Origin of the sequence: Sphaerimonospora sp. CA-214678 (assembly GCF_050942215.1) — a bacterium.
In the GTDB taxonomy this organism is placed as follows: Bacteria; Actinomycetota; Actinomycetes; order Streptosporangiales; family Streptosporangiaceae; genus Sphaerimonospora.
The window spans coordinates 1478986-1504815 of the sequence record NZ_CP192056.1; the positions used below are offsets into that span (position 1 = coordinate 1478986).

Genomic DNA, 25830 nt, shown 5'->3' on the forward strand with positions numbered 1-25830 from the left:
TGTGCGACTCGCAGAACCTAGAAAGGCGTGCTTGCAGATCGCTTACACGGGGCTTGCGCGGGGGTCGCGGCGGGATCGGGGGACACGGACGGCGTCGCTATACCAATGAAAAGTGCATGGGAGCGCTCCCAAATTGTGGTTTCCGGGCAAAAGTCGACCGGTCTGAAGGGAGATCAGACCCCGCTCGCCTGAGCGAGAGCGTCGGCCACCTTGTCCAGTGCGAGATCCAGCTCCTGCCTCAGCAACGGGGTCAGCCGGCCTTCGCGGAACCGTACGGCGATTTTGTCGCGTACCGAGTGCACACCCGACCCGTCGGCGATCGAGTTGCGCAGCACCTGCTTGAGGTCGAGGGCGACGTCCTCGTCGACGTCGCCGGTCGCCTCGGCGCCGTCCAGCAGCAGGTTGAACCGCCTGACGGCTTCGTCGACCGCGATCGGTCTGGCTTGGGTGGCCAGCGGGAGCGGGTCGACCTCGTGTTTCCTGGTCTGGGGGGTGCGGGAGGTGTGGGGCGTGAGAGAGGCCGAGGGTGTGCGGGTGGCGTGCGGCACCGGTCTGCGCGGCGTGGCCTCGGCCCTGGGTTCACTCCGACTGTGGGTCGGCGTCCGGGCCGGCTTCGGCGCCCCCGTGGTCGCCCGCGGGTTGGTGACGGGCTTCACCTGCGGCGTGCTCGGTGACGAGGTGGACAGCGGCGCCCCCTCGTCGGAGAGTGTCGTCTGCGCGGTGACGGAGGGAAGCGCGGCCGCCAGCGCGGCGGGGTCGTCCGTTCCCTCGGCCCCGGCCTGGTTGAGCCAGAGCACACTGGCGATCGTCAGGGCTCCGATGGCGGCCCCGGCTCCCCAGCCGGTCACGCGAGAACCACCGGTGCGGTGTCGGGCCGGCGGTGGGGTCGCCAGCGCGGCGGCCAGCGCGGCGGCGCAGGGGCGCTCCGCCGGATCGGCCGACAGGCAGCTGCGGCACAGCTCCGCCACCTCCGGGGGCAGGTCGGGCACCCCCTTGGGTGCCGGAGGCGGGCCTTCCCGCCGGGCCGCCTCGATCGCCTCCCAGGTCCGCTCCGGGTACGGCAGGGCACCCGTGAGCATCTCGAACAGCAGCACACCGAGGGCGTAGACGTCCACAGCCGGATCCGCCGTCGTGCCCCTGAGACGCTCGGGAGCGACGTACGGCGGCGTGCCGAAATCGGCCACGAGCTGGTCGTCGGCCTCGCCGATGAAGGCGGCGATGCCGAAGTCGAGCAGCTTCGGGCCGTCGGCGGCGAGCAGCACGTTCTCCGGGGTCACGTCGCGGTGGACGATGCCCTTGTCGTGGGCGGCGGCGAGCACCTGGGCCAGTCCGGCGGTTATCGCCACGGCCTCCGGCCACGGCAGCGGCCCTTCCGCTATGCGTTCGGCCAGCGGCCGGCCCTCCAGCAGGCGCATCACGACGTACGCTGCGAGTCTGCCGCGGTTCGTCACGGTCTCGCCGTAGTCGTACACCTCGATCGCGTCCGGGTGGATCAGCCGGGCGGTGGCCCGGGCCTCCCGGCGGATCAGTTCCCGGCCCGGGTGATCCTCGTCGAGCGAGCCGTCCATCACCTTGATCGCGACCATCCGCTGCAGGGACTGGTCGAAGGCGCGCCAGATGACCGACATCCCGCCCGTCGCGATGCGCTCCTTGAGCAGATAGCGACGGGTCAGGACGTCGCCTTCTCGAAGCTCAGGCCGATTCACGAACCACCAGTTCCGTGGGAAGTACGGGATTGCCCTTCGGCTTCTCCTCGTCCCCCAGCGTCATGAGGAGCATCCGGGCCGCCAGCGTGGCCATCTCCTCCACGGGCTGGCGCACGGTGGTCAGCGCCGGCGTCACATGGCGCGCGACCGGAGCGTCGTCGTACCCGATCACGGCCACGTCCTCCGGCACCTTGCGCCCGGCGCGGCGCAGTGTCTGCATCGCGCCGGCCGCCATCACGTCGGAGGCCGCGAACACGGCGTCCAGGTGCGGCGCCCGTTGGAGCAGCCACTGCATCGCATGCGCGCCCGAGGCGTGGGTGAAGTCGCCGTACGCCACGGGCATCTCATGCACGCCCGCGTCGCGCAGCGTCTGCCGGAAGCCTTCGAGCCGGTCCCGCGCGGCGGGCAGCGTGGGCGGCCCGGCGATCGTGGCGATGGCTCTACGATTGTTGAGAAGTAGATGTTCGGCTGCTTGCCGCCCGCCGTCCATGTTGTCCATGTCGACGTACGGCAGGTCGATGCCCTCCGGTGGTCGTCCGGCGCAGCGTACCGGAATCCCCGACGCCGCCAGCGTGACCGCGAGTGGATGCCGGGTGCGCGCGCTTATCAGGAGCACTCCGTCCACAGCCCCTGCGACCAGCGGGGGAGCGGTGATCGAGGCCGTGGCGGGGGTCGCCGTCATGACGACCATGGGTACGCCGTGGGCCGTGAGCACCTCCTCGCAGGCCGACAGGAGCCGTGCGTAGAACGGCTCGCTGAACAGACGCGGACTGTGTTCGCAGACGACGGCGGCGATGATCTGATCCGTCCGCCGGCCCGCAGAACCACGGGGAGCCCGGCGCCGCACATAGCCCAGACGCGACATCGCGTCGTGGACTTGGCGGCGTGTCGAAGTGGTCACGCGCACCGAGCCGGTCAGGACTCGGGAGGCGGTTGCCGGGGAGACGCCAGCTGCGGCGGCTACCTCTGCCAGGGTGGGAAGATCGGCCATGCGGTCTCCTCGGCCCGAAGTTTCACACGGCTTGGGAGCGCTCCCAAGGGGAAAGTATCACTGTTTCCTTCGTGTCAACAGAGGTTTCCTAGGTGTGAAACTTTTCGTTGAGTTTCAGTGATGTTGCCCATGAAGGGAGGCTAGAGGACGGTTGCGGTAGCTGGAAAGCGAGTGGAGTATTTATCCACTTTTTATGGCATTTATTGCCGTTAGTTCTAGTTTAAATTAGATTGTCCGGTTCCTCTCCATGTCATCGGGTGCCCCGTCCCGGCCCCATCTCCGTCCTGGTCACTCCATGATCCCCCCTCCCACCCCGTGATCTTGCAGTTGCTCGCACGTCTGCTGTCTGACCTGCCAAGACATATCTCGTGATCTTGCAGTTTCTCGCATGGACGCCGGTTTACCTGGGCGAATGATCGGGGTGATCTTGCGGTTTGAAGTGTATCCACCATGGGAAGATCATGAACAGCCTTCTGCCTGGTCGGAAGGCCTGGCAGAGAATCCGCAAGATCACGATGGGAGGGGGCGGCGTTGCCGGAGGGAACACGGCGGTAAGGTCCCTTCGAAAGGGATCCACCGTGGTCGGCCGGATGCCGCGCGCGCCGCTCTCGCCCGGCGGATGCCCTTCCCGACCGCGCCGATCCATTCGCCGAGCCGTGATTCGAAAGGCTGTTTCAGCATGATCTCCATCCGTCGCGTCGTCCCGCCCCGCCTGACGGGCGTGTTGACGAGTGCGCTGGCGATGGCCGTGATCGCCGGATGCGGCGGATCGGCGGGGGGCGACGCGGGCTCCACGGTCAGTCCGGCCGCCGCTACGCCCTCGGCGCAGCCTTCCATGACGCCGGCCGAATCCCTCGCCGAGTCGCCATCGGCGGCTCCCGCCGGGGATCCGTCCGAGGCCGCCGCGAGCCCGGCGCCGGTCGTGACGCCGGCCGTCGGGTATAATGCCGCCGATGTTCGGTTCGCCCAGATGGTGATCCCGCATCATCTTCAAGCCATGGACATGACGATCCTCGCCCGGACCCAGGCGGGCGACCAGTGGGTCAGGGACCTGGCCATGAAGATCACCGAGACCCGCGACCCGCAGATCCGTACGGCCAAGGGCTGGCTCGACGAATGGGGTGAGGAGCCGCTGCCCCGCGACCACCGCATGCCGGGCATGGCGTCGAAGGCCGACATCACCCGGCTGTCGAAGGCGTCCGGTCTCGAGTTCGACCGGCTGTTCATCGAACTGATGATCGAGCATCATCGCGGTTCGATCGAGGTCGCGCAGCAGGAGCAGGCGGAGGGCGCCTTCGCGGAGGCCAAGTCCATGGCCGACGCACTGGTCACCGGCCAGCGCGCCGAGATCAAGGAGATGCGCGGCTATCTCAAGAAGCTGGAGTCGCTCAAGCCCCGGAGCTGATTCGGCGGACGCTCCGGCCCTCACGGACCTTCCGCTCCTCCGCTATCGGGATCGGGGTCAGTTCTCGTAGGTGTCCAGCCGGGGCGGCAGGGCGTTCCACGTGCAGAACGCGGACGATTCACTCGATCCGCGCAGGAAGGCGACGCGCAGCCAGTACGGCTCCTCCCAGACCTTCACCTCATAGCCGTCGCTCGGCGCGGCGGTCACCACTCGGCAGTTCTCCGCGGTGACCGCGATCGTCGCGCGGCCGCCCCTGAGCGTGAACGTGTGCAGGGTCTCGTCCGCGGCGGCGGCCGTCGTCGACCCGGCCGTCGGCTTGCCCGCTGCCGGCTTCGCCGTCGCGTCCGCCGTCACCGGAGCCCTTGCCGGGGTCTTCGTCACGACCGGCTCGCCCACCGGAGCCGGGTGCGTTTCACGGGTGCGCGGCGGCCGCGGCGAGGGGGAGGGCGCCCGATCGGTCCGGCCGCCGGTCGTACGCCGAACGCGGGGGGTGTGCGCCTCCGGTGTCGCGCCGGCCGGAGCGTCCGACGCGCCGGACGAGGCCGACCCGGTGGGGACGGTCGGAAGGGGACCGGGTGAGGGGGCATCGGACCCGGCGGCAACCACAGGGGAGAGCGGCGCGTCGTCCAGGATCGCGCTGTGCAGCACGTCGCGTACGCCGAGCCAGGACAGGCCCACGGCCAGTGCGGTCGCCCCGCACCAGGCGAGCGTGTAACCCAGGGGCCGTTTCATCGGACGCTGAGTTTAACCTTCAACGGACAATTCCCGATACCGGCGCGCGCTGTCTGCGACAGGTGTACGTTTCTGCCCATGGCGACCGTTTTGGTGGTGGAGGACGATGAGTTCGTCCGCTCCGCGATCATCCGTGATCTGGCCGGCCGGAGCCATGCCGTACGCAGCGCGGGCCGGGCGCTCGACGCGCTGCGCGAGATCGCGCAGTCCGCCCCCGACGTGGTCGTCCTCGATCTCGGCCTGCCCGACCTGGACGGCGCGGAAGCGCTCAAGATGCTCCGCGCGATCTCCGACGTGCCCGTCATCGTGGCCACGGCGCGCGACGACGAGGCCGAGATCGTCAGGTTGCTGCGCGGCGGCGCAGACGACTACCTGGTCAAACCGTTCTCCGGAGAGCACCTGAACGCCCGGCTGGAGGCGGTGCTGCGGCGGGCCAGGTCCGGGTCGGCCACCGCCACCACCGTGATCAGCGTCGGAGGCCTCGTCATCGACGTCGACGGCCGGTCGGCCCGCCTGGACGGCGTTCCGCTCGACCTCACGCGGCGGGAGTTCGACCTGCTGGCCTACCTGTGCGCCAGGCCGGGACGGGTGATCTCCCGCAAGGAACTGCTGGCCGAGGTCTGGCGGCAGTCCTACGGCGACGACCAGACGATCGACGTCCACCTGTCGTGGCTGCGCCGCAAGCTCGGGGAGAGCGCGTCCCGCCCGCGCTACCTCCACACCGTCCGGGGAGTCGGCGTACGGCTCAGCCCGCCCGGCGCCTCCGCCTCGTGACAGAACCGCCGCGGCGGTGAGGCGCAGCCTGGCCCTGGTGGCGGTGGCGGTCACCGCCATGGTGGCGCTGGCCTTCCTGATCCCGCTGGCCGTCGCGGTGCAGGAGATCGCCGAGAGCCGCGCGCTCGCCGAGGCGGAGCGGCAGGCGAGCATGATCGTCCCCGCGCTGGTGGTCACCGATGACGCGGCCGCGCTCGAACGCGCGCTGGCCAGCACCCCGGCGGGGGCGGGGCGGCTCGCCGTGCACCTGTCCGGCGACCGCACGATCGGTTCGTCGAGGGTCCGGGCCGCCGACGTCGCCGCCGCGTTCGAACGAGCCAGGACCGTGCCGGTCTCGGGTGGGTACGTGCTGCTCAGGCCGGTCGCGCTCGACAGCGGGCGGCGTGCGGTCATCGAGGCGTACGCCCCCGAGGCGGATGTGAAGAAGGGCGTCACGACGTCGTGGGCCGTGCTGACGGCCGTGGCGGTCGTCCTGGTCGTCGGATCGGTCGTGGTGGCCGACCGGCTGGGGGCCAGGGTGGTGCGGGCGGCCCGCCGTCTCGGCGCGGCCGCGACCTCCCTCGGGGCAGGCGACCTGTCCGTACGCATCGAGCCGGACGGACCGCCCGAGCTCGTCGCGGCCGGGCAGGCGTTCAACACGATGGCCGACCAGGTGGCCGGGCTGCTGGCGGCGGAACGCGAATTGGCGGCGGACCTGTCCCACCGGCTGCGCACCCCGCTGACCGCGCTGCGGCTCAACATCGGCGGCGCCGGGCCGGAGGCGGAGCAGCGCAGGCTCGCCGTCGAGCGGCTCGAAGAGGCGGTGGACGAGATCATCCGGGCGGCTCGCAAGCCGGCCCGGCCGCTGCCGGGCGGGTGCGACGCGGCCGACGTCCTGCGCGAGCGGTTCATCTTCTGGTCGGCGCTGGCCGAGGATCAGGGACGCCCCTGGCGGCTCGCCGGCGCCGACGCCCCCGGCCGGGTGCCGGTCGGGGCGGCCGATCTCGGCGCGGCCATCGACGCGCTGCTCGGCAACGTCTTCCGGCACACGCCGCAGGGGACGGCCTTCCGGGTCACCCTGCGGCGGCGAGCCGACATGGTCGACATCCTCGTCTCGGACGCCGGTCCGGGCATCGACGATCCCGAAGGCGCGCTCAGGCGGGGGCACAGCGGCGCGGGCTCGACCGGCCTCGGTCTGGACATCGTCCGCCGCCTGGCCGAGGCGGCCGGCGGCGGCGTGCGGATCGAGGGGTCGGAGCTCGGGGGCGCCTGCGTGCACGTGTGGCTGCGGGCCGACGGCGGCGCCCCTGATCGCCCACCCCGCCGCCTGCTCCGCCGCCGGGGCAGGTGAACCCGCCTCCGCCGCCCGGGAGGCGTCAGGTCATCCAGGTGACCTTGCCGGGCAGCGGCGCCCGCTCCTGGACGTTCAGGTAGTACTCCAGCTTCGGCGAGCCGTCGCAGTCGCTCAGCCGGTAGTAGTACCCCTTCGCCGTGACCTCCTGAATGCCGGCGTGCAGGGTCGCCTTCTTCCCGGCGGGTACGGTGAACTGCACCGTCTCCCCCTTCTTGACGCGCATCTCCTCCGTGGTGGTGATGCCGTACGACGCCTTCAACTCGGCGCTGAAGGCGGAGAAACCGACGCTCACGCCGGCCGAGATCTCAGCGGAGTTGGTGAAGGAGGAGGTGGTCTCCCGCTCGATCGTCTCGGTGACGGTCCAGTCCTTCTGTCCGCGGGTGTTGTCCAGCGTCCACCATCCGATTTCCCGGCGGGTCTTCTTCGGCTTCGCCTGGCTCTTCCAATACCACCGGTCGCAGCGGGCGACCTTCGGCAGCGTCGGGCCGGCGACATCGGTGCCGACGGAAGCCCATGGATAGCCGGTGTAGGCGGACGCCGACTGCGCGTCTATTTCGACGAGGGCGTTCCTGGTGGACAGGCCGATCGGTGGCGTCTCGAGGGAGGCCCCGGCCCTGAGCGTCCGCACGTTGTACTGAATTTCGAGGCCGCTGTCCTCGACGTTGATTCCGATGGGCCTCGGCAGGGGGGTGCGGTTCGTGATTCGCAGCGTGTATTTGGGGACGCCGTTCGCGGTGACCGCGCAGGCGGTGACCGTGAAGCCGCCCTGCGACGCCGGAATCTCGAATGGCAGCGTGCATTTGCGCGCGGCCTCGGCCGTGCCCGCCGCCTGGGCGTTCCCTGTGACGATTCCGGTGACGGCCGCGGTCGCCGTGAGTGCCGTGGCGCCGGCGAGGATCAGCCGGGGAGTTCTCCGATCGGGTCGCTGCGAAAACATCTCATGTCCTCTGGTCGGGTGAAGTTCAACGAATTTCGGCACGCTCAGGTGTCCTTCTGCCAGGTGATGTCGACGCGGTGGCCCAGGTGGGCGACCGGCACCTTTCCCTCGTACCTGTCGGTGTGGGCGCCCAACTCCTTGGCCTTCGCGTAGATCACGAAGACGCCTTTCCGTACGGCGCTCCGGCCGACGGTGAGGACCTTGGTGTGGTGCTTGGCGTCCTGGGTGAAGTCCGCCTGATCGGCCAGGGTCTTGCGCGACCCGTCGACGAGGCGGATCTCCTTCCACCAGGTGACGCCCGGCACGGTGTGCAGCACGAACTGGATCTGGTCGGCCTGCGGAATCGGGGTGAAGACGGCCGTGACGACGTCCTCCTGGTTGCGTACGTCGTAGAGGTCCGCCTCGGGGATCGGAGCGGCTCCGACGGCCGAAGCCACGACTCGGGTGTGGGCGGAGGCGGGGGCCGGCCGTGCCACCGAGGCACACAGCGCCCCTCCGGCCGCGAGAACGGCCGCGCCGGCGATCAGGCACGCCCACCCGGGGGGAGCGGCGGGATTACGGGGAATTGCGGACATGCTGAACTCCCAAGGTCGATTGAATTGCGGTCGGGCGCGGACCGTCTCACCGAAAAAGGACGTGTTCTTGAGTCTTGTCTTTCGGCGTGCCAGAACATCGGTTTCCTGTTTCCGGGCACCGCTGACCGTGCTGCGACCCCGGCCATTCTCGCCCGGCGAGGGATCGGGAAATCGGTCGCCGGTCCATGATTCAAACCGGGAAACGTAAACGTTTGCCAACGTGGGGGCGGTTCGAGAATGAATATCCCGATGTATCGCGGCCGGACCGCATCGCGTGATTTTTCCGGGTGCGGCCGATCCTGACCGCGCCTTCACCGGGGCGGCGCGCTTCGCTGGGATTGCGGCCGGGAATCTCGCGTCTGCGCCGGTCGTCGATCCCGCCGGCGGTGCGCCGCTCCCGGCTCGGGCGCGCGGTGCCGGACGCGTGGCGATGGACGAAGAGGGCCGAGATCGCGCTATTCCATGGCGGGAAAGGACCGATCCAAAATTGACATGGTCTCGCAAGAACAATTGACAGTGATCGTGTCGTGACGGAAAACGCCGGACCGCCGCCGAATCGCGGAGATCAGTGTCATTTCCCGATCTGATCCATGCGGTGAGCTGCGGAAATGTACGCCGATCGGCGGGGGCGACGGGCATTCGACATTGCGGACGACTCCGAAGGTGGTGCCATAATGCGTGGGAGCGCTCCCGCGCCCCCGGGGGGGACCATTCCTGTGGGCGCTGTCCGGCACGTCTGTCCACCGGCATGATGGAAGGAAGGTGCCGCGTCTTCATGACGGCATTGGGCGAAGAACCTCCGGCCGGCACGGGCCCCGGCGGAAATGTTCTCACGCAGAAAACAGGCCCCGCCAAAGGCGCTGTGGAAGGCGCCGCGGGGGCCACGGCCCGTCGTTGGGCACCCCATTTGTGGTGGATGTCGCTGGCCGTCGGCGCCGCCGGAGCCGCGTTCGTGTGGCTGGCCACGCCGCATTCCAGAGAGATCCACTCGCCGTGGGATCTGGTCGCCAAACTGATCGCGTTCGCCTGCCTGTGCTTCGCGATCGCGGTCTTTCCCTGGACGTCGCCGCGCCTGAGCTGGCTGCTCTACGTCCCGTTCGTCTTCTTCACCGGCTACCTGATCCCGCGGATCAGCTGGTTCTACTACGGCGACGGCGCACGGGCCCTGGGTGACAGCTTCTACACCCACCTCTACCTGCTGCTCTATCCCGGGATCGTGCTCACGGTCGCGGCCGCCTACCGGATCGGCGGGGGCACCCCCGGCCGCTGCCTGAAGATCATGGCGACCGGTGTCGTCATCGTGTTCTCGGGCTTCCTCGACATCATGTGGCAGGTCGTCAACCCCGTCGCGATCCCCGACGTCATCGACGCGCCCCACATCAACCTGTTCACCGGGGGCCCGATCTCGTTCGGCGCGACGATCGTGTTCGCCCTCGTGCACGTGCCGATCATCGTCGGGATCAACCTGCTTCCGCTCGACCGCTGGATCGGCCGCCTGCTCGGCGCCGACCCCGCCCACTGACCACCGTCCACCCGTCCGAGGAGGTGACATGCCGGATCCGCACGTCACATCGCGCACCGTGGGCATCTCGGTGGCGGCGCCCGCGTACAACGAGGCCGACAACATCGCCATGGCCGTACGCGAATGGCAGGAGTACCTGGAGAACAACCCGGCCGTCGGCGACTGGGAGATCGTCGTGTGCGACGACGGGAGCCGGGACGCGACCGGTGAGATCCTGGCCGAGCTGCGGGACCGGTGCCCGCGGCTCGTCGTGGTCGGCTTCGAGCGCAATCGCGGTGCGGGGGCGGCGATCGCGGCCGCGATCGCCGCCACCCGGCTCGACTGGGTCGTGCTGCTCGACTCCGACGGCCAGTTCCCGATCGCCAACCTCGACCGCGTCATCCCGCGCATCCAGGCGGGCGAGGCCGTGGCGTTCTCCGGCGCGCGGATCAGGAAGGCCGACGGCGTGGCGTACCGGTGGGGCTCGGCGGCCAGCGCCGCGGTGAGCAACCTCCTGCACGGCACCCGCTACCGCGACTTCAACTCGATCTTCAAGGTGGTGTACGGCCCGCTGTTTCGGGCACTGCCGCTGGAGTCCGGCGGGATGAACTGCTCGACCGAGATCACCGCCCGGGTCGCCGAGATCGGGCACCGGTGGGTCGAGGTCCCGATCGAGCACCGGGAGCGCGGCGGCGGACGCCGCGGCTGGCGGTTCTGGCGGGGAGCGTGCGACCGCGCTCTGTTCGTCGTCTATCTCGGCTACCGCCACTGGCTGCTGCGCCGCGGCGTCCTGCGGCGGCCGGGCGACCTGCCGGCCGTGCCGGTCATGCCGGTGCCGGAGGAGGTCCGATGACCGTCGCTGTGACGATGTTCAGCGGCGGTCGCGGAGCGGCCGCCATCTCCCGTAGCCTGCTGCACACGCCCGGGGTCGAGCTGTCGCTGGTGATCAACGGGTACGACAACGGGCTGTCCACCGGCGCTTTGCGGCGCCACCTGCCCGGCATGCTCGGCCCGTCGGACTTCCGCAAGAACTTCGCGCTCCACCTCGATCCGGCCGACCCGGCCCAGGCCGCGCTGTCGTCCGTGCTGGAGCACCGGCTGCCGGAGGGGGCCACGACCGGTGCGCTCATCGAGGCCGTCGGGGAGCGGCGGGGTCCGTTCGCCGCACTGCCGCGCCAGATCCGCGACGCCGTCGTCGCCGACCTTTGCGCGTTCGCGCGGTGGTCCGCCACCGCCGGTCTCGACCTGGCCGACTGCGCCGTGGGCAACCTCGTGTTCGTCGGGGCCTACCTGCGCCACGGCGCGGACTTCAACGCCGCGGTCGACTCCTGCGCCCGCATGGTCGGCTCGCCCGTCCGGCTGCTCAATGTGACCAACGGAGAGAACGCGTTCCTGGTCGCGCTCAAGCGGGACGGCGAGCTGCTGGCCGACGAGGCGGACATCGTCGCGCCGCAGAACGCCACGCCGATCACCGACCTGTTCCTGTTGCGCGAGCCTCCGGACGCCCGGCTGCGTGCCGAGCTGGCGGAGCTGCCGCCCTCCTGGACCCGTGAGGTCCTTGCCCGGGGCCGGGCGGAGATCACGCCGAATCCGAGGGCGCTGGAGGCGCTCGGAGACGCCGACCTCATCGTGTACGGCCCCGGCACCCCGCACTCCTCGCTGCTGCCGAGCTATCTCACCCCCGGCGTGGCGGACGCGATCGCGGACAACCGGGCGGCGGCCAAGGTGTTCGTCGTCAACACCCGACACGACCACGACGTCCGCGGGTTGACCGCCACCGACCTCGTCGACCGCACGCTGGCCTACCTCGGCGACCCCGGCAACGAGCGGCGGCTGGTGACCCATGTGCTGAGCCACCGTGCCGAGCACCCCGGGGGAGCGAACCACCGGGGAACCACGCTCACGCCGGACGCCCCGATGGTGCCGCAAGACGTCCTCGACCGGGGGGAGTGGGCCGGAGCACGCTGGGTCGTCGCCGACCTGGCGGAGCCCGGCCGGGCCGGCGCGCACAGCGGGGAGCGCACCGTCGAGGCCCTGCTCGCCATCCGCGGCGAAGCGGCACTGGCGCGGGCGCGATGACCCCCGTCGTGAGCCCGCCGGCCGAGATCCTCGTCCGCCGCGGCCACTGGCTCTTCGACCTCGACGGCACCCTCGTGGACTCCTGTCCGGTCCACGAGGCGGCCTTTCGCGAGGCGATCGCCGAGGTCGCGCCCGAGGCGCTCGCCGGCTTCCGGTACGCCGACCACGCCGGGGCGAGCACCCGCGCCGCCGCGCTGCGGCTGACCGGCGACGCCGAGCGGGCCGGACGGCTGGCCCGGCGCAAGCAGGAGCTGTACCGGGAGCACGTCGCCGCGGGCCGTGCCGAGCTGTTCCCCGGCGCCGGCGGCCTCCTCGACCGGCTCGCCGCCGCCGGCCGCACGGCGTACCTGGTGACCGGCGGCAGCCGGGCCTCGGTCGAGCGTGTGCTCGCGGCCTGCGCGCTGACCGGCCGCTTCCGTGCCGTGCTGACCAGCGACGACGTTCCGGCGAGCAAACCCGATCCGGCCGTGTACGCCGCCGCCTGTGAGCGGTGGGGCGTCGACCCGTGCGACGCGGTGGTGCTGGAGGACTCCGCGCACGGGGTGGCTTCGGCGGTCGGCGCAGGCCTGGCGACCCTGCACGTCCACGTCGCGGAGCCGGCCCCGGGCGCGGTCGCCGTCGGATGCCTGGACGAGATCACGTCATTACTCGAGACGTCGTTACTCGACTCGGAGGTGAACGGTGGCTGAGCGACGGCTGTGCGCGGTGATCCCGGCGGCCGGGCGCGGCGCCCGGCTGGGGTTCGACATTCCGAAGATCATGGTCGAGATCGCCGACGGGGTCGCCGTGTGGCACCTGCTCCACCGGCGCCTGCGGCCGTACGTCGAACACGTGCACGTCGTCATGTCCCCCGAGGGGGAGGGGCCGTTCCGTGCGCTCGCGGCCGAGGAGATCGCGGGCGGCCAGGTCTCGGTGAGCGTCCAGGAGCGCCCCACCGGCATGGGCGGGGCGATCTTCGGCGCGGCTACGCACTGGGAGCCGTACGACGCCATCCTGGTGGTCTGGGGCGACCAGGCGAACCTGTCGCTGTCGACCGTCCGCCGGGTGACCGGAACCCACGAGAAGGGGCTCACGCTGCCGCTGGTGCCGATGCCCGATCCGTATGTGGAGTACGAGACGGACGGCGGCGCGCTGGTGCGAGTACGGCAGTCGAGAGAGGGAGACGAGTGCCGCCCCGGCGGGCTCAGCGACGTCGGCGTGTTCTGCCTGGCCACGGACGGGCTGCGGGAGGAGTGGACCCGCTATCTGGCCGGTGCGGCCGTGGGCGCCCGCACCGGGGAGGTCAACTTCCTGCCGTTCCTGCCGCATCTGTCCCGGCAGGGGTGGCCGCTTTCGGTGGTGCCGGTGACCGATCCGGACGAGGCGCGGGGCATCAACACGGCCGAAGACCTGGAGTTCGCCCGGCGGGCGTACCTGCGATGCGATCGCTGATCGACCGGGCGGCCGCCCTCCTGGCCGCCCACCGCTGGGCGGCCGGTCCCACGCTGGTGAGCACAGTGGCCAGCGGCACGGCCGCCGCGACCACGCTCGTGATCGCCCGCGGCATCGGCGCCGCGGCGTTCGGGCACTTCACCGTGGTCCTGTCGATCGCGCTGATCGCCACGGTCGGCATGCTCATGAGCGTCAACTACGTCATGTTCCAGGAGCTGCCGCGGGCCGAGCCCGGCGACCGGCCGGCCCTGGTGACGACGGCGCTCGCGGCCACGCTCGTGCTGGGGTCGGGCCTGTTCGCCGTCGGCCTGCTGGCCGCCCCGCTGCTGACGGGCGTGCTCGGCGTGGACACCCGCACGCTGGCCTTCGCGCTGGCGCTGGCGCTGTCGATGACGCTCAACCAGCTGACCGAGAGCTTCCTGCGCGGGCTGCGGCGGTTCCGGCTCGTGGCCGGTCTGAAGTTCGCCGTGGCCGTCGCCTACCTCGGTAGCGCGGCGTACTGCCTGCTCGTGCTCGGCCTGCGTGAGGCCGAGCCGTACCTGATCGCGCTGATCGTCACGAACCTCGTCTTCGCCGCCGTGTCCGTCGTCGGGTTCGAGGTGCGGCCCCGCGCCTGGTCGACGGCGCTGGCCCGCTCGATCTACCGGCTCGGCGCGTACGTCACCGCGATCGCCGCGCTCAACGCCGTGGTGTTCGGCATCGACGTGATCTTCCTCAACCACTGGGCGCCGCGGGCCGACGTCGGGGTCTTCTCCATCTACAACGGCTTCCCCAAGCGGCTGTTCGGCGTGATCTTCACCGACGGCATCGGCCTGATCCTGCTGCCCACGCTGGCCGTCTCCGACAAACCGACCGTGATGCGGCGGATCGCCCGGCTCGTCGTGGTCGTCTTCGGCGCGACCGCGGTGTTCTCGTTCGCCGCCAGCACCGTGTTCTTCGCGCTGATGGGCGAGGAGTATCCGTACTCGCTCGGGCTGATGGCGCTGTCGGCGCTGGGCATCGGCCTGCACACGGTCTTCCACCTCTACTCGGTCGCCCTGTCGATGGACGGCGTGCGCGGCGCCCGGGTGCTCATCGGCTGCCTGCTCATCGGCACGCCGCCCGCACTGGCCGGCCAGGCCGCGCTCATCGCCTGGCAGGGGCTGGTCGGCGGGCTGGTGGCCTTCGCTCTGAGCAATCTCATCCTCGTGGCCGTCGTGATGACCGCCGCCGCCCGGCTCTACCGCCCGGACGGCACGGCGACGGCCATGACCGGCGCAATGGAGGCACGGCGGTGAGGATCGCCCACGTCATCAACCAGTTCCCGCCCAACATCACGGCGGGGCTCGGCAGGTACGCCGAGCTGATCGCTCCGTATCTGTCCGACGGCCGTCCCATGGCCGTCCTCACCCTCAATGACGGCCGCCTGCCGGTGTGGGAGCGGACCGGCGGCATCACCGTCTACCGGCCGCGCGGCCGGCTTCTCGGGGCGATCTCCCGCAGGCGGCGGCTCAACCGCACCCGCGGCGTCGAGTTCGCGCTGCTCGCGCTGACCGTCGTGGTGAGCAACTGGCGATATTTCCGGATGTTACGCGCCCTGCCCCCGGAGCGGCGGCCCGACCTCGTCGCGGTGCACGACTCCACGAACTTCCTGTGCGGCCTGCTGTGCCACTACGCGCTGCGGTTGCCGGTCGTGTTCCATGTGCACACCACCGAGTACGGCGTCGCCCCGCAGCGCAGCATCGCCGACCCGCTCAACCTGTTCGCCGCCCTGGAGCGGTGGCTGGCGCGGATCTCCCGGCGGGTCGTGGTGGCCACCCCCGAGGTGCGCGAGCAGCTGGCCGCAGCGGGCTGGAGCCGTACCCCGATCGAGGTCGTACGGCTCGGCGGCACCTACGAGCGGCTGCTGTCCGACCCCGGCTTCGACCGGGACGGGCTCCGCCGGGGCGCGGCGGAGCTGCGCGCCCGGCTCGGCATCGCGCCCGGCGATCCGGTGCTGCTGTTCGTCGGCAGGATCGAGCGGCAGAAGGGCGTCTACCAGCTGCTGGAGGCGATGCGCCGGATCGCCCCGGCCGTGCCGGGGCTGCGGCTGGTGATCGTGGGCGAGGGCGACGAGGCCGGTGTCGCCAGGATCGTCGCCGAGACCGGGCTCGACGGACGGGTGCTGACCTCCGGCGGATTCGTGACCGGCCCGGACCTGCTGGAGTTCTACGAGATGGCCGACGTGTGCGTCTTCCCCTCGCTGTTCGAACCGTTCGGCCTGGTGGCGACCGAGGCGATGGCCCTGGCCCGGCCGGTGGTCCTCGGGGACGGCTTCTCCCGGGTCTTCCTCGGCGACCCGGCCGAGCCCGCCGTACGGTTCGTGCGCGCCACCGACCCCGACGACATCGCCGACGGTGTGATCGAGGTGTTCACCGACCCCGACCTGCGCCGCGCCCTGGCGGAGCGGGGCGAGCTGCTGGTGCGGGAGACGCTGAGCTGGAGCCGGGCGGCCGGCGAGACGCTCGCCGTGTACGAGGACGTGCTGGCGGTTGAGAGGAAGAAGCGATGATCTCTGTGGTGGTGCCGTGCTACAACGCGGCCAAGACCCTGCGGCTCTGCCTGGAGTCGGTGCTGGCGCAGACCCTGCGGCCCGACGAGATCGTCGTCGTGGACGACGCCTCCACCGACGGATCGGCGGCGATCGCCGAGGAACTCGGCTGCCGGGTCGTCCGTCTGCCGGAGAACCGGGGGGTGTCGGCGGCGCGCAATGCCGGGATCGACGCCACCACCGGCGACGTCGTCTTCTTCCTCGACTCCGACGTGGCGCTGCGGCCCGACGCCGTCGCGAACGCGATGGAGATCCTGGCGCGCGACCCCGAAATCGGCTGTGTGCACGGCGTCTACGACACCGAGCCGCTCATCGACGACGGGCCGGTCGAGTGGTACCGGATCCTGCACGCCGTCTACTGGCGCAGCCGCTATGTGGGCGAGGTCAACAGCGTCGTGTTCGCGCTCGCGGCGATCCGCCGCGACGTGCTGCTCGCCGTGGGCCGGTTCGACGAGCGCCTGCGCGACTGCGAGGACGTCGAGTACGGCAGCCGGCTCGCCGTGAACACCCGGATCGTGCTGACCGACACCGTCGTGGGCCGCCACGACGACGGCAGCCGCCTGCTGCCGATCCTCGCCGAGCAGTGGCGACGCGCCCTACCGCTGATCCCGCTCGCCGTGACCAGGGTCCGGCGGGGCGCGTCCAGAGGCGAGCAGGCCAACAGCCCGGCGGGGATCCTCGCCTGCGGGCTCGCGCTGGCGAGCCTGGCGCCGGCCGCGGCCGCCCCGGTCCTCGGCCTGTTCCACCCGCTGCTGTTCGCCGTACCCGCCGTGTTCGTCGCCTGGTTCGTCCTGGCCGACCCGGCGATCATCAGGTTCGTCCACCGGCAGCGCGGGCCCGCTTTCGCGGCCTACTTCATGACCGTTCACCTGGTCATGCACGTCGTGCTGGTCATCGGCCTGGCCGTCGGCTCGCTGCGGCTGCTGTCCCCGGCGCGGGCGACATGACGGCCGGCGCGATCTGACGGACCGGTGGCCGCCTGGCCACCGGTCCTTCACGGCGGGCAGTATGGAGACGACCGGACTGTCCCCCGCGAACCCAGAGGAAGGCGGCCTCGTGACATCGACCTACCGTGTGCAGCTCACCCCGGACTTCGGCTTCGCGGCGGCGGCGCGGTTGGTCGGATATCTGCGGGAGCTGGGCGTCGGCCACCTCTACCTGTCGCCGATCCTGCAGGCCGTGCGCGACTCCCGGCATGGCTACGACGTGGTGGACCACGGCAGGGTGCGGGCCGAGTTCGGCGGGGAGGAGGGGCTGCGCGAGCTGGCCGCGGCCGGGCTGCCGCTGATCGCCGACATCGTGCCCAACCACATGACGATCCCGGTGCCGGAGTCGCGCAACGTGCAGCTCTGGTCGGCGCTGCGGGACGGCCCGGCCTCCCCGCACGCCCGGTGGTTCGACCTCGAGTGGCCGGTCGCCTTCCCCATACTCGGCGACGAGCCGTACGGCACGGCGGTCGAGGTCGTCGACGGGGTCGTGCGTTATCACGATCACGAGTTCCCGATCAGGCCGGGTACGGAGCACCTCCCGCTGCCCGAGCTGCTGGAGGCGCAGCACTACCGGCTCGTCGGCCGGCGGGAGAGCCCCGGCTATCGGCGCTTCTTCGACGTGTCCTCGCTGATCGGCCTGCGGGCAGAGGACCCGGAGGTCTTCGCCGCCACCCACGCCGTGACGTTCTCCCTGATCGAGGACGGGGTGCTGGACGGATTGCGCGTCGATCACCCGGACGGCCTGGCCGACCCGTGCGGTTACCTGCGGCGGCTGCGCCCGCACGTGCCCGGTCCGCTCTGGGTGGAGAAGATCCTCATCGACGGCGAGCGGCTGCCCGCCGACTGGCCGTGCGACGGCACCACCGGCTACGACGCGCTCAACATGATCACCCGGCTGTTCGTCGACCCGGCGGGCCGGGACGCGCTGGTCGCGACGTTCCGGCGGCTGACGGGCGTGACCGACGACTACGAGGCCGTGCGGTACGAATCGAAGAAGCACGTCATCGAGCTGTTCTTCCGCGGGGAGGTCGACCGGCTGACCGCCGATCTGGGCGAGGCGGGGCTGCGCGAGGCGGTCGTGGAGCTGCTGACGGCGATGCCCGTCTACCGGGCGTACGTGAACCCCGGCGAGCGGCCGCCGGACGAGACGGTGCGGATCATCCGGGACGCCGCACGCGAGGCCGCCGCCCACGCCGATCCCGACGCGGTGGCCAAGGCCGCCGATCTCGTCCTGTACGGCCCGGCCGAGGCGGTCACCCGGTTCCAGCAGACCTGCGGCCCGGTCATGGCCAAGGGCGTGGAGGACACGGCCCTCTACCGGTGGTACCCGCTGGCCTGCCTCAACGAGGTCGGCGGCGAGCCCGACAGGTTCGGGGTCTCTGCCGCGGAGTTCCACGAGTTCTGCGCCGGGCTGCCCCCGAGGACCATGACCACGCTGTCCACCCACGACACCAAGCGCTCCGAGGACGTACGGGCCCGCCTGGCCGTACTGTCCGAACTGCCGGATGAGTGGGCCGAGGCGGCCGGCTCGTGGACGGCCGAGGTGTCGTTCGACCCGAGGCTCGACTATCTGGCCTGGCAGTCGCTCATGGCGGCGTGGCCCATCTCCGTCGAGCGGTTCACCGACTACCTGCTCAAGGCGGCCAGGGAGGCCAAGACGGCCATCTCCTGGATGGACCCCGACCCGGAGTACGAGTCGGGCCTGCGGGACTTCGCCCGGCGTGCCATCGAGGTCTGCGGTCCCTCGGTCGCCTCGTTCACGGCGGTCGTCGACCGGTACGCCCGGGTCAACTCACTCGGGCAGAAGGCGATCCAACTCCTGATGCCGGGCATTCCCGACGTGTACCAGGGCAACGAGACCACCGACTTCTCGCTGGTGGACCCCGACAACCGGCGGCCGGTCGACTTCGCCCGGCGCCGCCGCCTGCTGGCCGCTCCGGACGACACATGGGACGGCCAGAAGCTGCTGGTCACGACCACTGCGCTCAGGCTGCGGCAGCGCATCGACCCGGCCGGGCCGTACCTGCCGATCGAGACCGGTGAGCACGCGATCGCGTTCGCGCGGGGCATCGGAGCCTCCACCGGATCCTCAGCCGGAACCTCGGCGGCCGTCGTGGTCGCCACCCGGCTGCCCGTGAAGCTCGAACGGCGGGGCGGCTGGGGCGGCGAGACGATCACGCTGCCCCCGGGCCGCTGGCGCGACCTGCTCGGCGGGTGTGAGCACACGGGCCGGGTGCCCATGGCACATCTGCTGTCCCGCCGTCCGGTCGCCATCCTGGAGGGGGATCCGCAGGGGTGATCCCGTCGATCAGCGGGCAGATGTGCACCTGACGAAACCGGAGGGACATGTCGTGAAAGGCACCTTCGAGGTCTGTGCCGTTGAAGGCTGTGCCGTCGAGGTCTGGGCACCCAAGGCGGCGCGGGTCGAGGTCGAGTTCGGGGAGACCAGGCACGACATGTCGCCGATCGGGGGCGGCTGGTGGCGCCATTCCGGCGCCGGCCTGGGGCACGGCGTCGACTACTTCCTCTATGTGGACGGCCATGGGCCGTACCCCGACCCGAGGACGCGGCGGCAGCCGTACGGCGTGCAGGGGCCGAGCCGGGTCTATGAGCAGGACAGGTTCACCTGGGGCGACCAGGAGTGGCGCGGCCGTGACCTGCGCGGCTCCGTCATCTACGAGCTGCATGTCGGCACATTCACCCCGGAGGGGACGTTTTCGGGTGCGGCGCGGAGGCTCGACCACCTGGTGGACCTCGGCGTGGACTTCGTCGAGATCATGCCGGTCGCGCCGGTCCCCGGCAGGCGCAACTGGGGGTACGACGGAGTCGATCTCTATGCGGTGAACGAGGAGTACGGCGGGCCGGACGGGCTCAAGGGTTTCGTGGACGCCTGCCACCGGGCCGGGATCGGGGTCATCCTCGACGTGGTCTACAACCACCTCGGCCCGTCGGGAAACCACCTGGCCAAGTTCGGGCCCTACTTCCACGACGCCAAGGGGTCGTACTGGGGCGACGCGGTCAACCTCGACGGGCCGGGCTCGGACGAGGTGCGGAGCTACTTCATCGGCAACGCGCTGCAGTGGCTGCGCGACTATCACGTGGACGGGCTGCGCCTCGACGCGGTGCACGCGCTGCACGACAAGCGTGCCGTGCACTTCCTGGAGGAACTTGCGGCCGAGGTGGACGCGCTGGCGGCGGTCGTGGGACGGCCGCTGACGCTGATCGCCGAGTCCGATCTGAACGACCCGCGCATGGTCACCCCGCGTGAGGCCGGCGGTCTCGGCATGCACGCGGCGTGGAACGACGACGTCCACCACGCGATCCACTCGGCCGTCACGGGGGAGACCCACGCCTACTACGGCGATTTCGGCTCGCTGTCGGCGCTCGCCAAGGTGCTCACCCGCGGTTACTTCCACGACGGCACCTACTCGACGTTCCGCGGCCGCGCCCACGGCAGGCCGGCGGCCCACGTGCCGGGCTACCGCTTCGTCTGCTGCGTGCAGAACCACGACCAGGTGGGCAACCGTCCCGAGGGCGATCGGATGGAGCCCGACCAACTGTGGATCGCCGCCGGTCTGCTGCTCACCGCACCGTTCACGCCGATGCTGTTCATGGGGGAGGAGTGGGGGGCGACCACGCCGTTCTACTTCTTCACCGACCACTTCGAGCCCTCGCTGGCGGCGAGCGAGGGGGAGCGGCGCCGGCGGGAGTTCGAGGGCTTCGGCTATGACTGGAAGGCGCCCGACCCGCAGGAGGAGGCCACGTTCCTGCGGTCGAAGCTCGACTGGACCGAGCCGTCCGAGGATGGTCACGCCTCGCTGCTCGGCTGGTACCGCGACCTGATCGCGCTGCGCAGGTCGTATCCCGATCTCACCGACCCGCGGCTCGACCGGGTCCGGGTCGACTTCGACGAGGACCGGCGATATCTGGTGATGACGCGCGGTTCGCTGCGTGTCGTGGCCAACTTCGGCGCGTTCCCGGTCTCCGTACGGCTCACGCCCGGCGCCGGAAGCGGTACGGGCGGTGGGAGCGGTACAGGCGGCATGGGCGGTGGAAGCGGCATGGGCGGTGGGAGCACGGGCGGCGGGCGGATTCTGCTCGCCTCCTCGGAGAGCGCTCTGATCGCTGACGGCGACCTTCGTCTCCCCGCCCAGTCCCTCGTCATCACCCAGCTCTGACACCCCCCTCCCGTGATCTTGTAGATACTCGCAGAAGGTGCCGCTGAGCTGCGGATATTCCATTCGTGATCTTGCAGAAACTCGCACACTCCCACGTCTGCCTGCGGTTCTGTCCTCCGTGATCTTGCAGTGCAAGATCACGGATGGTGTACGCCCTGGTCAACGGATGGGCGTGCGAGTTTCTGCAAGATCACGGCAGTGGTTTGCGCAGGTGGAAGGGCATTCCTGCAAGCATTCGCAAGATCACGGTGGGGGTTGGTGGTGGTGATGTTGACATCGCTGTTCTAAAGAGAGAGCATTGCTCTCGAAGTGGAGTGGTGAGATGCTCTGTGTGCACTGATCGGAGATTTCCATGAATATGCCCCGGCCGTTGATCGCCCCGGCGTCCGCCACGTCCCGGGCCCGCCTGGGGGCCGCGGCCCTCGCCGCGGCCGGCGTGCTGTTCCTGCTCTATCCGCTGGTACGGCCCTGGGCCGACGAGACGACGATGGACGGCGCCCGCGCGATGGCCTCGGCGGCGTGGGTCGCCTCGCACCTGTTCGCCATGGTGGGGTTCATCCTCGTCTCGCTGGGCCTTCTGTCCCTGCACCTCGTTCTCGACCGGCGACTCACGCTTCCGGCCGTCGTGGTGACCTGGCTGGGCGCCGGGCTCACGCTGCCTTACTACGGGGCCGAGGACTTCGGCCTCAACGCCATCGCGGCACGGGCGGTGCGGGAGCAGGACGCCTCGCTGATCGACCTCGTCGATCAGTTCCGATACGCCCCGGCGGCGGTCGCCATGTTCGCCGTGGGACTCGCGCTGCTCGGCGTCGGCGCGGTCATCGCGGCCGTGGCCGTCTGGCGCTCGGGGGTGCTGTCCCGGTGGAGTGCCATCCCGCTGGCCGCCGGATTCGCCCTGTTCATCCCGCAGTTCTTCGGCACCCCCGCGATGCGGATCGCGCATGGGGTGCTGATGGCGATCGGCGGACTGTGGCTCGCAGCGGAACTGTGGCGGGCAGGCCGCGTCCATGGTGGCCCGGCCCGTTGAGGTCATGTATCGCCGAACGGTGTCGCTCCGGGGCGTACCGTCGCTAGCCTGCCATCGGTGATCCACGTCACGGCGAGGGCGGGTGGATAAAGATGGCGCATGACCGGACGAACCGGATGAGCCGGGTGAAAGCGTGGCGATTACGGCGCGGGCCGAGGGATGATTCCGCCGACGATGACGCCCTGCCGGCGCGTAAGCCACCGGTGGAGGCCGTCGCGGTGCCGGTGCCCCCGCCTCCGTCCGACGACCGGGGGCGCACCCTGCGCCTGGCCGGCTGGCTCGCCGCGGTCACCCTGGCCGGGGTGGTCGCGGCCGGGACGATCTGGGCCTCGGGCTCGCCGACCGAGGCGGATCTGCGCGAGGAGGCCCGGCTCGTCGGCAAACAGGAGCTGCTGATCGGCGTTAAGGACGACTCTCCCGGCGTGTCGTGGTGGAATCCGGAGTCCCGCCGGTACGAGGGCTTCGACATCGAGATCGCCTACATGGTGGCGGCTGAGCTGGGCTTCTCCCCTCGTCAGGTGCGGTTCCTGGCCATCGAGACCGAGGACCGGGGCAAGATGCAGGCCATGGACCGGGAAGGCGGGTTCGTGACCGTCGATCTCGTCGTGGCGACCTACAGCGTCACAGCGGAGCGGACCGCCCAGATCCACATGTCCGAGCCGTACCTGCAGACCGAGCAGACGGTGGTCACCCGCCGTGACCACGAGGACGTGTCCTCACTCGGCGACCTGGCCGGAGATAAGGTGTGCACGCTCGCAGCCTCCACCTCCGCCGACCAACTCCAGCAGGCCGGGGCGGCCCTCGTGGGGAAGAAGAACCGGATCAGCGAATGCGTCGACGACATGCGCGCCGGCGAGTACGACGCCGTCACCACCGACGCGGCCATCATGGCGGGATTCGTGGCGAAGTATCCCAAGGAGCTGCGCGCACACGACATCGGGCTGGCCGCCGCCGAGCGGTGGGGGATCGCCACCGGGCGCAACCGCGCCCTGCGCACCCTGGTGAACCTGGCCCTCTACCGCTCCTTCGCCGACCCTGCGGACCGCCGCTGGGAGAAGGCGTTCGACACCTATCTGGCACCGCTGCAGAAGGCCAACGACAGGCAGCAGGTCGCGGTGGCCGAGCAGCCCTCGATCGATGAACCGGACGTACGGCGCTGGCCGTGGGAACGAGACGTCTCCTGACGATGGCCGACGGCTCCGAGGACTTCCCGCCCCGTCTGCGGCGCGGCCGTGTGGCCCCGCGCAACCTCGAGTGGCTGCTCGCAGTGCTGCCGGCGTTTCCGCTGGTGCTGCTGGTGCTGCGGCTCTGGTACGCGGCCCGCCAGGACACCCAGACGCTGCTCCTGCTCGTCCAGCACGTCAGCCCGCTCGGCCTGCTCAGCTCGGTCCTGATCACCGGAATGTGGATCATTCCCGCCGTGGTGCTGCTGCTGCGGGTGCTGAGCGCCCTCTACCTGGTCAGCGCCCGCAGTTCGTCTCTGCTGGTGCGCGCGGCCGATCGGATTCCCGACTGGGTGCTGGTCGTGGCCGTCGCGGTCGCACTGCTCGCCTGGCAGCTGCGGTTCCTGCCCACGCTGCTGATGCTGACCCTCGCCGTCCTCGGGCTGACCGTCCGCGAACGCGGCCACCGCCGATCCGCCGTACGGTTCGTCGGCGTCGTCCTGCCCCTGCTGGCCGCCGTGGCCTGCTACGTGCTGCTGGCTCCGGCGATCGCCGACGCGATGCGCGAGCGGGATCCGGTCGCCCTGCTGCTGCTCGCCCTGCCGCCGGGTCTGAGCGTGCTGCTCACCGGCCCCGTCCCGCGGGCGTCCGCCTGGATGATCAGCCATGGCATCGCCCTTCTGGCCGTCCTGGTGCTGCCCATCGTCGTGGGCGTGGTCTTCCTCCGCGTGCCGGTCCTGCCGCTGGTCGCCGTGGAGACGACGGGCGAGGACGGTCTCCCTCCGGTGGTCGTCGGCTACACGATCACCGTCGACGACCGGGCGACCACGTTCCTGTCCACGGCGGGCACGGTGCGGTTCGTCGCCAACGATCACCTCGGCGCGCAGACGCTCTGTCCCGACCCCGCCGAGATCCCGCACAGCCACGTGGACCTGTACGGATGGCACGTGGAGGAGAGCATGATCTCCTGGCTGGCCCCCGAACGCGCCCCGACCCCCGACGACCCCCGCTGCCAGGGCCGTCGCGCGCCCGAGCGACCCGGCCCGGCGGAGAGCGCGCGTTCCTGACCCGGCGTGTGCGGCGGGCCTCGGCGAGACGGGTTCAATTGGGGCTCCCGGACTCTCGGGTTTCGACCACGGACAGCTCGGATGTGACTACTCTCTGTAGGTGACCCGTTACGTGAACCGACTTTAGCTCGGCAGGTCGCGTGGTCGCACCCTGCCGTGGGGCCCTGCTCCTCGACTCCGGGCAAAGGAGGCATTGTGGTCGATGCTTATTCACCACAGGCGATCTGGGGCAGGGAGCTGCGTCACTACCGGCAGGAGTCGGGGCTGACCCAGGCGCAACTCGCCCAGAAGATCCACTTCAGCGAGTCCCTGATCAGCGGCGTCGAGACCGGTCAGCTTCCGGCCAGCCCGGAGTTCGCCCGGTGCTGCGACGACGTCCTGTCGACGGGCGGCGCGCTGTATCGGCTCCTCGACTGGCGGAAGGGTCAGGTCTTTCCCACCTGGTTCGGGAAGTGGCGCGACAAGGAACAGGAGGCCACGACGCTGCGGACGTACGAACCGCTCGTCATCCCCGGCCTGCTGCAGACCGAGCCGTACGCGCGCGTGGTCCTGCGCGGCAACGAGACGGCGCTGGCGGCGCGGCTGCACCGTCAGCTCGTTCTCAGCCGGAAGGATCCACGGCCCCCGGTCTTCCGGTGCGTCCTCGACGAGGCGGTGCTGTACCGGCCGATCGGCGGACCGGAGGTGATGCGCGAACAGCTCGACCACCTGATCGCGAGGGCCGGTCCGCGGCTGAGCGTTCAGATCGTCCCGCAGGGCATGCATTCGGGGCTGCTCGGCGGGTTCGTCATCGCCACGCTGGATGACGGGTGCGACGTCCTGTACGCGGAGACCGCCATCCGTGGCATCACGACGAGCGACGCGGACGATGTCTCGGCGGCGATCGAGCGTTTCGAGGCCATAAGGACCGAGGCGCTTCCGCTGAACATGTCGCTTGAATTGATCAAAAAAACAATGGAGGAGAGATGGACCTGAACGGGGCGCTCTGGCGCAAATCAAGCTTTTCCGGCGACAACGGCGGAAACTGCGTCGAGGTCACCGAACTCGAACACGTCGCGCTGACCCCTCGACCTGTGAGCGGACACGGCGGGAGTGGCCCCGCCCACAAGGCCGATCAGGGGAGGTTGATAGCCGTACGGGACTCGAAGGACCCGGACGGCCCCAAGCTGTTCTTCACCTCCGATGAGTGGACCGCCTTCATCCAGGGGGTGAAGGCCGACGAGTTCGACCTGGAGGGCGCTCCCGGCGCGTCCTGACGGGAGAACCGGGCCGGAGGGAGCGGCCGGCCGAGGGATGGATGGGCGTCGATCGCCCGGGAAGTGCCGAGGAAACCCGGTCCTGGCGCGGCAGGACAGGATTTCCGAAACACGACT

The 25830-nt window shown here is 70.5% G+C and carries 23 protein-coding genes; 18 read left to right on the forward strand and 5 right to left on the reverse strand.

Features of this window, described 5'->3' with window-relative positions:
* Nucleotides 1-173: 173 nt before the first annotated feature.
* Both ACQP1K_RS06865 and ACQP1K_RS06870 read right to left on the reverse strand, forming a co-directional pair.
* The gene (locus ACQP1K_RS06865) at nucleotides 174-1706 is read right to left on the reverse strand and encodes a protein kinase domain-containing protein (protein WP_433500027.1); all 1533 of its coding nucleotides are present in this window, start codon (nucleotides 1704-1706) and stop codon (nucleotides 174-176) included.
* Nucleotides 1693-2697 (reverse strand): LacI family DNA-binding transcriptional regulator, encoded by a 1005-nt coding sequence (locus ACQP1K_RS06870; protein ID WP_055477861.1) that lies wholly within the window; start codon nucleotides 2695-2697, stop codon nucleotides 1693-1695. Before ACQP1K_RS06870 ends, ACQP1K_RS06865 begins: the two co-directional genes overlap by 14 nt.
* Before the next feature lie 679 nt (nucleotides 2698-3376).
* On the opposite strand from ACQP1K_RS06870, the gene ACQP1K_RS06875 reads away from it, so the two are divergent.
* Nucleotides 3377-4102: a DUF305 domain-containing protein gene (locus tag ACQP1K_RS06875; RefSeq protein WP_433500028.1), complete on the forward strand. Its 726-nt coding sequence runs from the start codon at nucleotides 3377-3379 to the stop codon at nucleotides 4100-4102.
* A 57-nt stretch (nucleotides 4103-4159) separates the two neighbouring features.
* Here ACQP1K_RS06875 and ACQP1K_RS06880 read toward each other — a convergent pair whose 3' ends face one another.
* On the reverse strand, nucleotides 4160-4834 hold the full coding sequence (locus ACQP1K_RS06880) for a hypothetical protein (RefSeq protein WP_433500029.1): 675 nt from the start codon (nucleotides 4832-4834) through the stop codon (nucleotides 4160-4162).
* A 78-nt stretch (nucleotides 4835-4912) separates the two neighbouring features.
* On the opposite strand from ACQP1K_RS06880, the gene ACQP1K_RS06885 reads away from it, so the two are divergent.
* Together ACQP1K_RS06885 and ACQP1K_RS06890 are read left to right on the forward strand one after the other, a co-directional pair.
* Nucleotides 4913-5608 (forward strand): response regulator transcription factor, encoded by a 696-nt coding sequence (locus ACQP1K_RS06885; protein ID WP_433500030.1) that lies wholly within the window; start codon nucleotides 4913-4915, stop codon nucleotides 5606-5608.
* Between the two features lie 16 nt (nucleotides 5609-5624).
* Nucleotides 5625-6938 carry a HAMP domain-containing sensor histidine kinase gene (locus ACQP1K_RS06890; RefSeq protein ID WP_433500031.1) on the forward strand — a complete coding sequence of 438 codons (1314 nt, stop codon included), beginning with the start codon at nucleotides 5625-5627 and terminating at the stop codon, nucleotides 6936-6938.
* A 25-nt stretch (nucleotides 6939-6963) separates the two neighbouring features.
* Here ACQP1K_RS06890 and ACQP1K_RS06895 read toward each other — a convergent pair whose 3' ends face one another.
* Together ACQP1K_RS06895 and ACQP1K_RS06900 are read right to left on the reverse strand one after the other, a co-directional pair.
* A complete protein-coding gene (locus tag ACQP1K_RS06895; protein ID WP_433500032.1) occupies nucleotides 6964-7878 on the reverse strand; it encodes a hypothetical protein in 915 nt (304 codons plus the stop codon).
* A 44-nt stretch (nucleotides 7879-7922) separates the two neighbouring features.
* Nucleotides 7923-8453 carry a hypothetical protein gene (locus ACQP1K_RS06900; RefSeq protein ID WP_433500033.1) on the reverse strand — a complete coding sequence of 177 codons (531 nt, stop codon included), beginning with the start codon at nucleotides 8451-8453 and terminating at the stop codon, nucleotides 7923-7925.
* Between the two features lie 916 nt (nucleotides 8454-9369).
* Between ACQP1K_RS06900 and ACQP1K_RS06905 the strand changes: the two genes are divergently transcribed.
* The 15 genes from ACQP1K_RS06905 (at nucleotide 9370) to ACQP1K_RS06975 (ending at nucleotide 25713) form a co-directional block, all read left to right on the forward strand.
* On the forward strand, nucleotides 9370-9975 hold the full coding sequence (locus ACQP1K_RS06905) for a hypothetical protein (RefSeq protein ID WP_433500034.1): 606 nt from the start codon (nucleotides 9370-9372) through the stop codon (nucleotides 9973-9975).
* Between the two features lie 28 nt (nucleotides 9976-10003).
* Complete coding sequence (locus ACQP1K_RS06910; RefSeq protein ID WP_433500035.1) at nucleotides 10004-10807, forward strand: glycosyltransferase family 2 protein; 804 nt, start codon at nucleotides 10004-10006, stop codon at nucleotides 10805-10807.
* Nucleotides 10804-12033: a 2-phospho-L-lactate transferase CofD family protein gene (locus tag ACQP1K_RS06915; protein WP_433500036.1), complete on the forward strand. Its 1230-nt coding sequence runs from the start codon at nucleotides 10804-10806 to the stop codon at nucleotides 12031-12033. The genes ACQP1K_RS06910 and ACQP1K_RS06915 overlap by 4 nt, the downstream gene beginning before the upstream one ends.
* Entirely contained in the window at nucleotides 12030-12722 is a 693-nt protein-coding gene (locus ACQP1K_RS06920; RefSeq protein WP_433500037.1) for an HAD family hydrolase, read from the forward strand. Before ACQP1K_RS06915 ends, ACQP1K_RS06920 begins: the two co-directional genes overlap by 4 nt.
* Nucleotides 12715-13464: an NTP transferase domain-containing protein gene (locus ACQP1K_RS06925; protein ID WP_433500038.1), complete on the forward strand. Its 750-nt coding sequence runs from the start codon at nucleotides 12715-12717 to the stop codon at nucleotides 13462-13464. Before ACQP1K_RS06920 ends, ACQP1K_RS06925 begins: the two co-directional genes overlap by 8 nt.
* Complete coding sequence (locus tag ACQP1K_RS06930) at nucleotides 13452-14741, forward strand: lipopolysaccharide biosynthesis protein (RefSeq protein ID WP_433500039.1); 1290 nt, start codon at nucleotides 13452-13454, stop codon at nucleotides 14739-14741. The genes ACQP1K_RS06925 and ACQP1K_RS06930 overlap by 13 nt, the downstream gene beginning before the upstream one ends.
* Nucleotides 14738-15994, forward strand: a complete 1257-nt coding sequence (locus ACQP1K_RS06935; RefSeq protein WP_433500040.1) for a glycosyltransferase family 4 protein — start codon at nucleotides 14738-14740, stop codon at nucleotides 15992-15994. The genes ACQP1K_RS06930 and ACQP1K_RS06935 overlap by 4 nt, the downstream gene beginning before the upstream one ends.
* A complete protein-coding gene (locus ACQP1K_RS06940; RefSeq protein WP_433500041.1) occupies nucleotides 15991-16980 on the forward strand; it encodes a glycosyltransferase family 2 protein in 990 nt (329 codons plus the stop codon). The genes ACQP1K_RS06935 and ACQP1K_RS06940 overlap by 4 nt, the downstream gene beginning before the upstream one ends.
* A gap of 109 nt (nucleotides 16981-17089) precedes the next feature.
* The gene (treY, locus tag ACQP1K_RS06945; protein WP_433500042.1) at nucleotides 17090-19321 is read left to right on the forward strand and encodes a malto-oligosyltrehalose synthase; all 2232 of its coding nucleotides are present in this window, start codon (nucleotides 17090-17092) and stop codon (nucleotides 19319-19321) included.
* Nucleotides 19322-19373: 52 nt separating this feature from the next.
* Nucleotides 19374-21200: a malto-oligosyltrehalose trehalohydrolase gene (treZ, locus tag ACQP1K_RS06950; RefSeq protein ID WP_433500043.1), complete on the forward strand. Its 1827-nt coding sequence runs from the start codon at nucleotides 19374-19376 to the stop codon at nucleotides 21198-21200.
* Nucleotides 21201-21552: 352 nt separating this feature from the next.
* Nucleotides 21553-22227 (forward strand): hypothetical protein, encoded by a 675-nt coding sequence (locus ACQP1K_RS06955; protein WP_433500044.1) that lies wholly within the window; start codon nucleotides 21553-21555, stop codon nucleotides 22225-22227.
* Between the two features lie 92 nt (nucleotides 22228-22319).
* Nucleotides 22320-23411: a transporter substrate-binding domain-containing protein gene (locus ACQP1K_RS06960; protein ID WP_433500045.1), complete on the forward strand. Its 1092-nt coding sequence runs from the start codon at nucleotides 22320-22322 to the stop codon at nucleotides 23409-23411.
* Nucleotides 23390-24457, forward strand: coding sequence for a hypothetical protein (locus ACQP1K_RS06965; protein WP_433500046.1), 1068 nt, complete (start codon nucleotides 23390-23392; stop codon nucleotides 24455-24457). Before ACQP1K_RS06960 ends, ACQP1K_RS06965 begins: the two co-directional genes overlap by 22 nt.
* 195 nt (nucleotides 24458-24652) lie before the next feature.
* The gene (locus ACQP1K_RS06970) at nucleotides 24653-25432 is read left to right on the forward strand and encodes a helix-turn-helix domain-containing protein (protein ID WP_433500047.1); all 780 of its coding nucleotides are present in this window, start codon (nucleotides 24653-24655) and stop codon (nucleotides 25430-25432) included.
* A complete protein-coding gene (locus tag ACQP1K_RS06975) occupies nucleotides 25423-25713 on the forward strand; it encodes a DUF397 domain-containing protein (RefSeq protein WP_433500048.1) in 291 nt (96 codons plus the stop codon). Before ACQP1K_RS06970 ends, ACQP1K_RS06975 begins: the two co-directional genes overlap by 10 nt.
* Nucleotides 25714-25830: the final 117 nt, after the last annotated feature.